Origin of the sequence: Aquimarina sp. Aq107, from assembly GCF_943733665.1 — a bacterium.
In the GTDB taxonomy this organism is placed as follows: Bacteria; Bacteroidota; Bacteroidia; order Flavobacteriales; family Flavobacteriaceae; genus Aquimarina.
This window is the reverse complement of sequence record NZ_OX030782.1, coordinates 1033685-1047357: the sequence shown is the minus strand read 5'-3', so window position 1 is coordinate 1047357 and position 13673 is coordinate 1033685. Positions and strand designations below refer to the sequence as shown.

General features: G+C 32.0%; 11 protein-coding genes. 7 read left to right on the top strand and 4 right to left on the bottom strand.

Features of this window, described 5'->3' with window-relative positions; all coding sequences use genetic code 11:
- Nucleotides 1–131 precede the first annotated feature (131 nt).
- Both NMK29_RS04210 and NMK29_RS04205 read left to right on the top strand, forming a co-directional pair.
- On the top strand, nucleotides 132–515 hold the full coding sequence (locus NMK29_RS04210) for a BlaI/MecI/CopY family transcriptional regulator (protein WP_027395604.1): 384 nt from the start codon (nucleotides 132–134) through the stop codon (nucleotides 513–515).
- Nucleotides 508–1839: a M23/M56 family metallopeptidase gene (locus tag NMK29_RS04205; RefSeq protein ID WP_108801720.1), complete on the top strand. Its 1332-nt coding sequence runs from the start codon at nucleotides 508–510 to the stop codon at nucleotides 1837–1839. Before NMK29_RS04210 ends, NMK29_RS04205 begins: the two co-directional genes overlap by 8 nt.
- Nucleotides 1840–1894: 55 nt before the next feature.
- On the opposite strand, the gene NMK29_RS04200 is transcribed toward NMK29_RS04205, so the two are convergent.
- The gene (locus NMK29_RS04200; protein ID WP_159092071.1) at nucleotides 1895–5029 is read right to left on the bottom strand and encodes a TonB-dependent receptor; all 3135 of its coding nucleotides are present in this window, start codon (nucleotides 5027–5029) and stop codon (nucleotides 1895–1897) included.
- Between the two features lie 287 nt (nucleotides 5030–5316).
- Entirely contained in the window at nucleotides 5317–6492 is a 1176-nt protein-coding gene (locus NMK29_RS04195; protein ID WP_108801718.1) for a FecR family protein, read from the bottom strand.
- Between the two features lie 88 nt (nucleotides 6493–6580).
- Here NMK29_RS04195 and NMK29_RS04190 point away from each other — a divergent pair, with 88 nt between their 5' ends.
- The 5 genes from NMK29_RS04190 (at nucleotide 6581) to NMK29_RS04170 (ending at nucleotide 11131) form a co-directional block, all read left to right on the top strand.
- Entirely contained in the window at nucleotides 6581–7138 is a 558-nt protein-coding gene (locus NMK29_RS04190) for an RNA polymerase sigma factor (protein ID WP_108801717.1), read from the top strand.
- A 164-nt stretch (nucleotides 7139–7302) separates the two neighbouring features.
- Nucleotides 7303–8199, top strand: a complete 897-nt coding sequence (locus tag NMK29_RS04185) for a MerR family transcriptional regulator (RefSeq protein WP_108801716.1) — start codon at nucleotides 7303–7305, stop codon at nucleotides 8197–8199.
- A 24-nt stretch (nucleotides 8200–8223) separates the two neighbouring features.
- On the top strand, nucleotides 8224–9717 hold the full coding sequence (locus NMK29_RS04180) for an NAD(P)/FAD-dependent oxidoreductase (RefSeq protein WP_108801715.1): 1494 nt from the start codon (nucleotides 8224–8226) through the stop codon (nucleotides 9715–9717).
- A gap of 99 nt (nucleotides 9718–9816) precedes the next feature.
- Nucleotides 9817–10656, top strand: a complete 840-nt coding sequence (locus NMK29_RS04175) for a phytoene/squalene synthase family protein (RefSeq protein WP_027395598.1) — start codon at nucleotides 9817–9819, stop codon at nucleotides 10654–10656.
- Between the two features lie 25 nt (nucleotides 10657–10681).
- The gene (locus tag NMK29_RS04170) at nucleotides 10682–11131 is read left to right on the top strand and encodes a beta-carotene hydroxylase (protein WP_108801714.1); all 450 of its coding nucleotides are present in this window, start codon (nucleotides 10682–10684) and stop codon (nucleotides 11129–11131) included.
- Between the two features lie 2 nt (nucleotides 11132–11133).
- Here the strand turns inward: NMK29_RS04170 and NMK29_RS04165 are convergent, their stop codons facing one another.
- Nucleotides 11134–11613 carry a TlpA disulfide reductase family protein gene (locus NMK29_RS04165; protein WP_234424198.1) on the bottom strand — a complete coding sequence of 160 codons (480 nt, stop codon included), beginning with the start codon at nucleotides 11611–11613 and terminating at the stop codon, nucleotides 11134–11136.
- Between the two features lie 306 nt (nucleotides 11614–11919).
- On the bottom strand, nucleotides 11920–13665 hold the full coding sequence (locus NMK29_RS04160) for a hypothetical protein (RefSeq protein WP_234424197.1): 1746 nt from the start codon (nucleotides 13663–13665) through the stop codon (nucleotides 11920–11922).
- Nucleotides 13666–13673 lie beyond the last annotated feature (8 nt).

Below are 13673 nucleotides of genomic sequence, written 5' to 3'. Positions count from 1 at the left end.
TATAGCCTCAAAGCTTTATTATTGATTATTCATAACAAACAAGAAAACAATAAAAAGCATTAATTACTATAAAAATAGTTTATTTACTATATTTATAGTAATATTACTAAAATTATAGTTACATTAGCGATATGAAAGACTTAACGAAAGCAGAGGAACAGATTATGCGATACTTGTGGAAGCTTGAAAAAGCGTTTCTAAAAGATATCGTAGAGCAATTTCCAGAACCTCGTCCTGCATATACTACCATCTCTACAGTAATTAGAACCTTAGTTACCAAAAAATTCATAAGTTTTAATACCTATGGAAGAATAAAAGAATATTACCCACTCATATCTAAAGAAGTTTATTTCAAAAATCATTTTAAAGGTGTTGTGAAAAATTTCTTTAGCGGTTCTATAAGCAAATTTGCCATGTTTTTTACAAATGATGAAGATTTGAATGTTAAAGAACTAGAGAACATGAAACAATTTATAGAAGAAAAAATTGAAAAATTGAAAAAAGAAAATGAGTAATATTTTAACATACCTGTTTCAAGCTAGTCTTTGTTTAGCCATATTATACTGTTCTTATTATTTATTCTTTAGAAGATTAACTTTTCATAAGATTAATAGAGTAGTATTACTCTTATTGATACCTTGCTCTTTAGGTATTCCACTACTAAATCAAATAGAATTTACTGTAACCCCCGAAACTATTACAATCCCTCTTTTTAAGGAACTTTTGCCAATAGATCAACCAGCAACAGAAGTTGTTTTACCAAAAAAGCCACACTCCGAAGAAAAGAATTATCTAACTAATCTTCTTTCATCAATATATATCTTGGGCTTCTTTATAGCAATATTTCGATTATCTCTATCTGTAATACAGCTTTATAGAATAAAGAAAAAGTCCACTATATTTTCGAAAGATGGATATCGTTTTGTTACAACAGATACTCCTCATATATTCTCAAGTTTCGGCTGGATTTTTATTCCAAATAATAAAACAAATGAAATTGCCTCAGCTGTTATAGAACACGAAAAAGCACATATTAAGCTATGGCATACTGCAGATTTAATACTTACGGAAATATATATTGTTATATTTTGGTTTAATCCATTCTCTTATTTTTTCAGAAAATCAATACGATCTGTTCACGAATTCCAAGCAGATAGCTTTGTTCTAAATACTCAAATAAAAAAATCCTATTATTTAGAACTCCTTATCAATACGTTACAAACCAAACAAACAAAAAAATTACATAGTTATTTTAATCATTCATTAATCAAAAAACGAATAGACATGATCACAAAAACCCATTCTAATCAAAAAAGTATTTTTAGATACATCTTACTATTACCAATTTTCATAATACTCTTAACAGCATTTATAAAACCTAAATTTGATGACAAGAATATTGTGGATGATATTATAGAGGAAGAAATCAAGGTCGAAATTCCGCCTTCGATATTTCCAATCGAAAATGGCTCAAAAGATAACATCACTGCGGTTTATGGAAAAACCCGTAAACACCCTCTTTTAAAAAAGAAAGTAATTCATAAAGGAATAGATATCCGAGCTAAAATTGGAACTTCAGTATTAGCTACTGAAGATGGAACAGTTTCTGTAGCAAAGGATAAAGGAAATTGGGGAAATTTAATTGTTATTACCCATGCTAACGGTTATGAAACTTGGTACGCTCACTTAGACAGTTTCGGAGTAACAGAAAATCAAAAAGTAAGCAAAGGGCAAGTTATTGGAAAAAGCGGAAACACAGGCCTTTCTACTGGTCCTCATCTTCATTATGAGGTAAAACTTAATGGAAAAAACATGGATCCAATGGATTACTTAAAATAAAAAAATAGGCAAGGATTAGAATATCCTTGCCTATACTTTTCTAAAATATTCTTATCTAAAGACTAAAATTAATTCTTGCAAATAAAAACCTACCTGAATATCCAAACTGAGAAGTTCTTCTGGAGTACACAAATTGGTCACCCGCTGTTCCTCCTGCTCTATTTTCATCAGGATACACATCTAACAAATTATTAGCTCCAATCGTAATATTTAGATTTTCTAAAACTTTTGCAGAAAATGAAAGATCTGTAACCACTTTTCCTCCATACACCGCATCATCACTAACTACAGTTCCATCTACTCTTGGATCTCCATTAAAATCATCTGGATCTGTAACTTCTCCAAAGAATACGTTTCTAAGTAAAATATCATACCGCCCAAAAGATAGAGCATTGGTTAGACTCAGCTTGGTTCTTGGTTGCGCTAATGTTAAAAAAGCTTCTTCTTGCCCATCGAAAAAACTTCCACTTTCTCCTGCCGCAGCAATTCTTTCCGGAACTCTTATATCTTCTACTTCAGTCTTAGCAAATGTGGCGGAAAGATCATTTTTAAGTATCATATTCTCTCCAATATTCATTTTATGTGCCACCACCACATCTATTCCTTGTGATTTTGTATCTATTGCATTAACAAAGAATCGAGCACTAGTTGCTCCTGCATCTTCAAAAATCTGCGTTAATTCAGGATCTCCTCCATTTCCAAAACTACCGCTATACACAATCCTATCGTCTATATTAATTAAATATGCATCTGCCGTAATAGTGAAATTTTGAACTTTAGCAGTGAGCCCAAGACTAAAACTACTGGATGTTTCTTCTTTCAATTGTGCTATCCCTATCAATGAAGCTGCCCTACTATTATTAGTAAAAGTTCCTTGTTCAAATGGCTGATTATCTACGAAAACCGTGCTAGTACGACTAAAAAATTGTTGATGTAAAGATGGTGCTCTAAATCCTGTACTATTTGCACCTCGAACTGAGAAGTTTTCAGTTATTTTATAACGAGTTGCTAATTTGTAATTAAATGTATCTCCAAAATCTGAAAAATTCTCATATCTACCTGCAAGACTTACCAACCATTGTTCTGTAAAATCTGCTTCCAAATCAATATAACCAGCGATACTATTTCTATATTCATCAGTTTCATTATTAGGATCATAACCTCTAAATACTTGCGAACCTCCTCCAAGAACCGCTCCTGTAAAATTATTACGCACCAAATCTGTTTCTGGAGTAGTACTTGTTACAATATTACCATTAATATCATAACTTGTATAAGACGCTTCTTCTCCAGCACTAATGGTATAATTCTCTACCTTATACTCTGCTCCCATCGCTATATTTAATCCTTTAAAAATATCATCATAGAATCTACCAATATCAAGATTTGTAGTATTCTGCATAAAACTCAAGGCTCCTGCATCAAAACTCCGCGGCGTAGCCACTCCTAAAGTTCCATTACTTGAGTTTCCAACAGTAATATCGAAATTGTTAATCCCATAAGTATTGGAAAAATCCACATTCCATTCATTTACTTTTCCTTTGATACCAACTGCTATTGATTTATCTACGATATCAGTTCCGATAGTTGGCAAGAATCCATTCGGAAACGCTGGAGTATTTGCTCTACCATCTGCTTGCGCTGGTCTTCTATAAAATCCAGATGCTAGACCCTCTCGATAGCTGATCCCTCCGAAACTGTAGAATTCTGAATCTTCTCCAAGGGGAATAGACATATTAGCAAAGAACTTCCCTTCTCGTAATTTAGCTGTTCCTACTTTAAATCTAAAATCAGTACGTGTTAATCCTCTGGCTGATAATTCATCCTCATCGGCATCAAAATCTAATAGCGTCCTAAATGTATCGATATCAGCTGGATCACTAACATCCAATGCCGCGATCTGATCCTTCGTTACCTGATCTAAGTACGAAATATCCTGTGAAGCTGCTTGATAATCAACTAATGTCATTTCTGCAACATTTCCTCCGCTAGCAGCAAAAATACGTTCTGCTCCGTGGAAGCCTCTAAAAATATCTCCTTGATAATCTTTGTTACGTAACGCCGGTTCTCTTGTTGACAATGAACCTGTAAAATTAATAAACCCTCCATTATCTCCTATTGGCAGTCCATAATTAACATCAAGCTTTACTTTTTCTCCATCACTACCTCCATCGAATTGGTTGGAATTCTTACTAAAATTTGCTCCAGTAGTCAATGTAACATCCAATTTATTAGTTCCTTTTTTTAATACAATGTTTATTACTCCGGCAATTGCGTCAGAACCATATTGAGCGGCTGCACCATCTCGTAATACTTCGATACGCTGAATAGCTGCTGTAGGAATTGCATTTAAATCGGTCCCTACACTACCTGCTCCTACAGTTCCATTTACATTTACCAATGCGGTGTTATGTCTTCTTTTTCCATTTACTAAAACCAATACCTGATCAGGCCCTAAACCACGTAAAGATGCAGGATCAATATGATCTGTTCCGTCAGATACTGTTTGTGTTTGGGAAGTAAAAGATGGTGCTACATAATTTAATATTTCATTTACCGATGTTTGAGGTCCTTGTGTTGCTATTTGTGTAATATCAATTACATCAATAGGCACTGCTGTTTCTGTAGCAGTACGACTAGGATTTCTAGATCCTACAATCACAACATCATCTAATTGAGCCGAAGCATCTTTTAAAGCCACTGAAATAAAATCTTTTCCTGTAACATCAACTTCCACAGTTTCAAAACCTATATAAGAAATGACCAGTATACTATTATCATCTGGTATATTGATTATAAAATTCCCTTCAAAATCTGTCTGCGCTCCTATGGTAGTCCCTTTTACTAATACATTAGCCCCAGGAAGCGGACTCCCATTAGAATCTTTTACGTTACCTTTTATCTCTCTAATAATTTTAAGTTTTTCTTTTACATCTGAAACTTTCTTCAATACAATTTGTTCCTCTATAATAGAATAAGAGATATCTGTATTTTCAAAAAGTATAGATAATACTTCTTCTATAGTCCCCTTTTTTACTTTAATAGAAGTTTTTTGATTTAGATTGACTTCATCATTAATATAGAAGAATTTATACGAAGTCTGACTTTTAATCTCTTCTATTACATTAGCAATACTTGTTTGCTCTAAATTAAGTTCTATTTCGCCCTGCGAAAAGCCGGAAGTTGCCATCAGCTGAAAGATGGAAAAACAAAATAAAACTAATGTAAGCCTCATTCTTAAAACGATTGATTTGTGCGCTAGGTGTGAAAATAGCGTACGGTTACCCTTTTTTTTCATAATTTTGAAAAGTTTGGTTGTTAGTACTCAGTTAAATAATAATCAGACCATAAGGGAAGTGTTGCAGCACTTCCTTTTTTTTATGGATTGATTTTAATCTTCTTACATCATACAGAACTTATCAAATTCTCTGTATTAATAAATCTTTTGATAAGTCCCGAATGATTATTGCCTCTTAGTTACGGGGCGATGACAATTCTTTTATTTTCTATTTCATAATTAAATTTTATAGTCTTGGAAAATACATTAAGAATCTGTTTTACATTTTCCGTATCAAATTCTCCAGTAAATCTAGTATTATTTAATCTTTGATTTGTGCTTATAATTTCTACATTGTAAGTCCTCTCTAACCTCTTAATTACCTCAGCAAAAGGTTCATTATGTATTATCATCTTTTTCTGCATCCAAGATGTAAATAGCATTGTATTCACTTTCTTTTTTGCTATTACTTTGTCATCCTTAGAATATACCGCTTGATCATTTGGTTTCAGCTTCAATTCCTTTAATTTATCATTAGCATTTATAGCAACCTCACCTTCAACCAACGTTGTTTTAATAGTTGAATCCTCGGCATAAGAGGATACATTAAACTGTGTCCCTAAAACTTTTACATCCATCTCTTTAGTTTTTACTATAAATGGTTGTGTTTTATTCGTAGTAACATCAAAAAACGCTTCTCCTTCCAGATATACCAATCTATTTGCTTCTTTAGCTATAAAATTTTTAGGAAATTTTAGTTTACTATCAGCATTCATCCAAACCTTCGTTCCATCAGACAAACTCAATTGAAAAATTTCACCTTTAGGAATAGAAATCTCCAAATACTCTACTTCCTCCGAATTTTCAACATTATCGGCAATAACCAACTTATCTCTATCTTTTTTACCAATCATACTACCATTAGCAGTTATGACATCCGATAGACTGTTTACATCTATATAAGTAATAGTTCCATCTTCTTGTACAATTTTGATCTTATCATCTTTTACCGCTTCAGTAGATACTAAATTTTCCACATTTTCTACATTAGACGGGTTTAATCTAGTTAAGTAATACCCTAATACCAGAACCCCTATAAATATAGCTGCATATTGAAATACTCTTTTTAAAGTCTTTAAGGTAATCACTTTACTCTCTTTTAATTTCTTTTCTTTTATCGAATCTAAAAAACGGTTAAAAGCTTTATCAGAGTTTACAGAAATATCTTTACTGGAAGCATGCCACTGAGCAATTTTTTTCTCAAAAATATCTCGATGCTCCTGTTTTTGTTGTAACCATTGTTTCAAAGTTTCTTTCTCCAAAGAAGAAATACTTCCTTCTAAATACTTCTCAATTATTGTTAAATAATTATCCATTCTTCTACATTTCTACATACATGATGCAAAAATCACATCAATCCCCTACTTTATTTTAATTTTTATAATTTAGCAAGTGATTGTTATCATGAAGAATCAACACAATAACATAGAAAAATCACTTATTAACGGGCTAATAGAGGGTAATCAAAAAAGTTATAAAATTTTATTTGATCAATATTATGACTGGTTATGTAATTATGTCCATAAGTTATCTAAGGATAGTACATTATCAGAAGATCTTGTACAAAATGTCTTTTTAAGGCTTTGGGAAAAAAAATCTACGTTGCACATTACCTCTTCACTTAGAAATTATCTTTTTCGATCTTGTCATAACGAATACCTGATGCATTTGCGTAAACAAAAAAAAGAGATCGATTTATTAGATGAATTAAAATGGGAAGCGCTTTTTAGATTATACCAAGAAAATGAAAAAACGCAACAAGAAGCAGATTGGTTAAAAATAGAAAACGCAATCGAAAAGCTTCCAAAAAAATGCCAAGAGGTTTTTAAATTAAGCAGATTGGAACAGAAAAAGCATAAGGAAATTGCTGAAATTCTAGGTATTTCTACAAAAACTGTAGAAGTTCATATCACGAAAGCATTGCGGTTTTTAAAAACAAATGTCTCTGGTTTTTTCTTTTAAGTATTTCTATAGAAGTAGCTTTTTACTGTAAAATACATAAGCCTTTTAAATTTCAAATTCAGTTTCTAAATATCTTTTTAACAGTTATCGTTAATAATTTAACAAGAACTATCTATAGATTATCTACTTTTTGTTTAAATTTGTTTAACTATTTTATACAAAAGGTGAACAATATAAAACAAAATTTTAGTATTAAAGATCTGGAGAATTTATGCGGAGTTAAAGCGCATACGATCAGGATATGGGAAAAAAGATATAATTTATTGTCACCAGATCGTACAGAAACCAATATAAGAACTTACAGTTTAAAAAGTCTTCAGAAATTACTTAATGTAACTTATTTAGTAAATAGCGGATATAAAATATCTAGAGTTTCAAAACTTAATAATGAAGAAATAGATGAGTATGTGAGAAGAATTGTTTCTGACAATAGCACAAAAAATCAAGCAATCAATTCTCTTAAAATATCCATGCTTAATTATGATCTTCAATTGTTTTTAGGAACTTATGAGCAATTAGCTGAGAAAAGAACCTTTAGACAAATATTTACTGATGTTTTCATCCCTTTGTTAACGGAGATTGGTTTGTTATGGCAAACAAATACTATAAGTCCATCTCACGAACATTTTATAACTAACTTAATTAAGCAAAAACTACTTATTAATATTGAGAAACTACAGTATTCTAAATCTACAAAAACCGATAGGGCTTTTATACTCTTCCTTCCAGAAAATGAGATTCATGAATTAGGTTTATTATATATTAACTATGAAATATTACTACAAGGATATAAAGCTATCTATTTAGGTCCTAGTATTCCACTAGATAGTTTACCCAATATGCTTACTTTTCATGAAAACACTACATTTTTATCTTATTTCACTGTTAGACCTGAAAAAGACAAAATAAAAGACTATGTTGCAAAATTTAATGATATAATATGTACGAAACGTGAAAGTGAGTTTTGGATGCTAGGAAAGCAAACCATGCATATATCTGAAAATAGCGCTCCCAACCACCGTTATTTCTCATCTATCACAGATCTAATTAAAGAATTATAACATATTATTTATAAACAAACCACTATGTCAAAGAAAGTAGTAATCATTGGTTCTGGCTTTTCGTCTCTTTCTGCCTCGTGTTATTTGGCGCAATCAGGATATGATGTATCTATCTACGAAAAAAATGATACCGTTGGTGGTCGAGCGAGACAACTTAAAAAAGATGGATTTACATTTGATATCGGACCTTCTTGGTATTGGATGCCAGACGTATTTGAAAAATTTTTTAATGATTTTGGCACTTCCCCTTCTGATTTTTACACATTAGATAAATTAAACCCAGCATACAAAGTCTTTTTTGAAAACAAAGAAAGCATTACAATTGAAGATACTTTAGAAAAGATATATACTGCTTTTGAAAAAGAGGAGAAAGGAAGTTCCATAAAACTTAAAAAATTTATTGATGCTGCCAAAAACAACTATGATATTGCGATTAATGAACTAGTATATCGCCCAGGTGTTTCGCCTATAGAATTGGTTACTAAAGAAACCATCAAAAAAATTGGACAATTTTTTAGTACTATCTCAAAAGAAGTTAGAAAAGAATTTAAAAACGATAAACTGATTCAAATCCTTGAATTCCCGGTACTATTTTTAGGAGCAAAACCAAGTGACACTCCTGCTTTTTATAGTTTTATGAACTATGCAGATTTTGGATTAGGGACCTGGCACCCAAAAGGAGGAATGTATCAGGTAATACTAGGAATGAAAAAGTTAGCAGAATCGTTAGGTGTTGATTTTTTTACTAATTCTCCTGTAGAAAAAATTGAAGTGGACAATGGAGTTGCAAATGGTATTGTCGTTAATGGCGTTAAAATAAATGCAGATATAGTATTATCCGGTGCTGATTACCATCATAGTGAAACGTTATTAGAACCTAAATATCGACAGTATTCAGAAAAATATTGGGAACGCAAAACATTTGCTCCCTCTTCATTATTGTTTTATGTAGGTTTTGACAAAAAACTAAAAAACATTCATCATCATAATTTATTTTTTGATACAGATTTTGATATACATGCAAAGGACATTTACGATGACCCAAAATGGCCAGAAGAACCTCTTTTTTATGCTAATTTTACGTCTGTTACGGATTCTGGTTCAGCTCCTGAAGGAAAAGAAAATGGCTTTTTCTTGATTCCTTTAGCACCTGGAATAGAAGATACTCCGGATTTAAGAGAAACTTATTTTGATAAAATTATAACGCGTTTTGAAGATTTAACTGAGCAAACTGTTCAAAATAATATTATCTTTAAAGAATCCTTTTGTGTTAAGGACTTTGTAAAAGAGTATAATTCATATAAAGGAAATGCATACGGAATGGCTAATACACTGTTGCAAACAGCATTCCTAAGACCTAAGTTGAAAAGTAAAAAAGTAAAGCATTTATTTTTCACCGGTCAATTAACTGTCCCTGGACCTGGAGTTCCACCTTCTTTAATATCTGGTAAATTAGTAGCAGGATTAATAGAATCACAGTTAAATGTATCAAGAAAACCGAAACTTCAAACTGTTTAATTTATGTAAAACACAATTGATTATTCAACACTATTATTAAAGATCTAATTATTAATTCTCACAACACATCGAGACTTAAACCTAACTAAAACCATATCCATGAAAGCTTTATTTGATTCCGTTTCTTATAGTTGTAGTAAACTTGTTACTAATTCGTATAGTACTTCTTTTTCTCTAGCGTCTAAAATGTTATCTGATTCTATTAGACAGGATATTTATAATATTTATGGATTTGTAAGGTTTGCAGATGAAATAGTTGATAGTTTTCACGATTACGATAAAGAAACATTGTTTAATGACTTTGAAACTGAAATGTATAAAGCGATTGAGCAAAAAATAAGCTTAAATCCAATTTTAAACTCTTTTCAGCAAACGGTTCACGATTACAACATTGAACCAGAATTATATGAAGCATTTATGAAGAGTATGCGATTAGATCTTCATAAAACAGATTACTTAACTAATGCCGAGTATAAAGAATATATATATGGTTCTGCTGATGTGGTTGGGCTAATGTGTCTTAAAGTATTTGTGAAAGGAGATGATAAGAAATATAACGAACTTAAAGAAAGTGCTATGCATTTAGGTTCAGCTTTTCAGAAAGTAAATTTCTTAAGAGATCTAAAAGCTGATTTCGAAGAATTAAGTCGTACTTATTTTCCTGATACTGATCTTACACAACTCGATGAAATGTCTAAATTAAGAATTATAGAAGAAATTCAAGAAGATTTTGACAAAGGTTTCGAAGGTATTATGAAACTACCAGCAGAAGCTAAATTTGGAGTTTATACGGCTTACATTTATTACAAAAAGTTATTGAACAAACTAAAGTCGACTCCTTCTGTTGAAATAAAGAATACCAGAATACGTGTTCCTAATTATCAAAAATTTGGTCTATTAGCTAAATCATATTTTGATTATAGATTGAACTTAATCTAATAGTATATTAAAAAAATTATCTAAAATGAATACTCTTGTTTGGATATCAATTTTTATAGCTACATTTTGTTTTATGGAATTTATGGCATGGTTTACTCACAAATACGTCATGCATGGATTTTTATGGTCTTTACATAAAGATCATCACCATAAAGATCATAGCAGTTGGTGGGAGCGTAATGATTTATTTTTTGTTTTCTACGCTGTAATAAGTATGTCGTGTATTATGCTTCATGATCCTGTTACTTTTTGGTTTGGAGAATCTATTGGTTTTGGAATTTTAGCATATGGTATTGCCTACTTTCTTGTTCATGATATTTTTATTCATCAACGTTTTAAATTATTTAGAAATGCAAATCATTGGTATGCCAAAGGTGTACGAAGAGCTCATAAAATACATCATAAACATTTGGGTAAAAATAAAGGAGAATGTTTCGGAATGCTATTTGTTCCTTTCAAGTACTTTAAGAGTTAAGGCTATTCCGAAATTAATTGATCAATTGTAGCCCTTACCTTCTCTGTATTCCAATCTGCAGCACCAACTTTATGAATTACTATATTTCCTTTCTTATCAATAAGATAAGTACCTGGAATAGGTTTATGAACGAAAGGTTTAGGATGCTGTTTTGATAGTGAACGATAAATAGGGTAATTATAACTTTTATCACTCATAAACTTATTTAATTCAGGATCATCGTCTTCGGTGAGAAAAACAAACACTACTTTGTCCTGATAATCATTATACAACTTTTGCAAAGATGGCATTTCTGCTATACAAGGAGGACACCAAGTTGCCCAATAATTCAATAAAACCACTTTACCTTCTGCAACATTGAAATTCATTGATTCTGTGTTCACTCCATGTAATTTCCAATCATATGAAGCTACTTGTGCTCTTTCTTCTACATCCACTAAACTAGGGCTAAAAGAAAATACTCGTGTTAAGAAAATTTGCATCATCCCCCTAGTACTGGGAATAAAAAAGAGCAACAAAAAAATAACAAAAATTAAATTAGATATGTTTTTTTTATTGAATTTCATAAGTGATCTAGTATAGTATTACTTTTAAAATTTGTCTGTATAAACAGGTTTCCTTACAAAAGTATATAAATTAATAAAGCGCAACTTGGGGTTGCGCTTTAAAACTAACAAAAAAACAACAATGAACTATTGTGATATGCTTCCTAAGAGAAGAGAAGCTACTACGTTAAGTTCACATTATCATTATCTTTAATGATTTTTATTTCTTTTTCAATATCTCTTTTAGTTTCTTGTTACTTGTATAGAGTTCGATAGGCTGAAACATCCTTTAAGATCGTTGGCGTTCATACCCATTGCTAATCCTTCTAATCCGTCCTCATATCTTAGATACCAGATTAAACATACTCCAGGGCCTGCGGCATCAAAATCAACACCTTGTACATCAAATAAAGTTCCTGGTAATCCTAAAATTTCACCTTGATCATCTGTAATAATCCAAGTACTGTTTGGCCCTGCGGCATTTGTATTATCAATTGATAATCCACTTACCATATCTGGCGTTCCATCTACTGTAAAAGTATAAGGACCTCCAGATATTACTCCTGGGCTTGTATTACAGTTTCTAGTCACTGTGATAGCATTAGAAAGATCAAAATCACCTGTTACATCATTCGCATTCATTCCCATTTCTAATCCTGTTACAGTTCCTGTGTATCTTGCATACCATATTAAACATACACCTGGACCTGCAGCGTCAAAATCAACACCTTCTACAGCCATCAATGTTGGTGGTAATCCTAAAATATTACCTTGATCATCCGTAATAACCCAAGTACTACTATCACCAAACACATTAGTATCATCTAATGTAATTCCTGATACCATATCAGCAGTTCCATCTACATCAAACTCAAACGGTCCACCAGAAATTACTCCTGCATTAGCCACTTGATTACGAATAACAGTTATAGAATTAGAAAGATCAAAATCACCTGTTACATCATTAGCATTCATTCCCATTTCTAAACCAGTTACAGTTCCATCATATCTTGCGTACCATATTAAACAAGTACCTACTCCAGCGTCGTCAAAATTAACTCCTTCTACAGCTGTTAATGTTGGTGGCAACCCTAAAATATTTCCTAGATCATCTGTAATAATCCAAGTACTATTGGTCCCAAAAGCATTTGCATCATCTAATGTGATTCCAGATACCATATCAGCATCACCATCTACATCAAACTCAAATGGTCCTCCAGAAATAGTTCCTGCATTTACAACTTGATTACGAACTACTGTAATTGAATTAGAAAGGTCAAAATCACCTGTTACATCATTGGCATTCATACCCATTTCTAAACCTGAAATTGTTCCTTCGTAACGAGCATACCAAATCAAACAGGTTCCTGCACCTGCACCATCAAAATTAACCCCTTCTAAAGCAGTTATTGTTGGTGGCAATCCCAAAATATTTCCAAGATCATCAGTAACTATCCAAGTACTACCAGAACCAAATACATTAGTATCATCTAATGTAATGCCTGAAACCATATCTGCTTCTCCATCTACATCAAATTCAAATGGTCCTCCAGCTATGACTCCTGCGTTAGCTACTTGATTTCTTATAACAGTAATAGAATTGGAAAGATCAAAATCACCTGTCACATCATTGGCATTCATACCCATTTCTAAACCGGTAATAGTACCATTATATCTAGCATACCAGATCAAACAAGTTCCTGCACCAGCCTCATCAAAATTAACTCCTTCTACAGCAGTTAATGTAGGTGGCAATCCAAGAATATTCCCTTGATCATCGGTTACTATCCATGTACTACTTGTACCAAATGCATTGGTGTCATCTAAGGTAATTCCTGATACCATATCAGCTTCGCCATCCACATCAAATTCGAAGGGACCACCAGCTATTTCACCAGCATTAGCGACAAGTACAGTATCATCATCGTCATTACAGGAAACTGCGATCAATCCTACCGCAAGCATTCCTATTATTAATTTTTTAAACATTGCCTTTT

Excerpts from the sequence above, each read along its gene's own strand:
- NMK29_RS04165 (WP_234424198.1), bottom strand. The coding sequence starts at position 11,613 with ATGCAAATTTTCTTAACACGAGTATTTTCTTTTAGCCCTAGTTTAGTG.
- NMK29_RS04180 (WP_108801715.1), top strand. The coding sequence starts at position 8,224 with ATGTCAAAGAAAGTAGTAATCATTGGTTCTGGCTTTTCGTCTCTTTCT.
- NMK29_RS04200 (WP_159092071.1), bottom strand. The coding sequence starts at position 5,029 with ATGGCAACTTCCGGCTTTTCGCAGGGCGAAATAGAACTTAATTTAGAG.
- NMK29_RS04160 (WP_234424197.1), bottom strand. The coding sequence starts at position 13,665 with ATGTTTAAAAAATTAATAATAGGAATGCTTGCGGTAGGATTGATCGCA.
- NMK29_RS04170 (WP_108801714.1), top strand. The coding sequence starts at position 10,682 with ATGAATACTCTTGTTTGGATATCAATTTTTATAGCTACATTTTGTTTT.
- NMK29_RS04205 (WP_108801720.1), top strand. The coding sequence starts at position 508 with ATGAGTAATATTTTAACATACCTGTTTCAAGCTAGTCTTTGTTTAGCC.
- NMK29_RS04195 (WP_108801718.1), bottom strand. The coding sequence starts at position 6,492 with ATGGATAATTATTTAACAATAATTGAGAAGTATTTAGAAGGAAGTATT.
- NMK29_RS04175 (WP_027395598.1), top strand. The coding sequence starts at position 9,817 with ATGAAAGCTTTATTTGATTCCGTTTCTTATAGTTGTAGTAAACTTGTT.
- NMK29_RS04210 (WP_027395604.1), top strand. The coding sequence starts at position 132 with ATGAAAGACTTAACGAAAGCAGAGGAACAGATTATGCGATACTTGTGG.
- NMK29_RS04190 (WP_108801717.1), top strand. The coding sequence starts at position 6,581 with ATGAAGAATCAACACAATAACATAGAAAAATCACTTATTAACGGGCTA.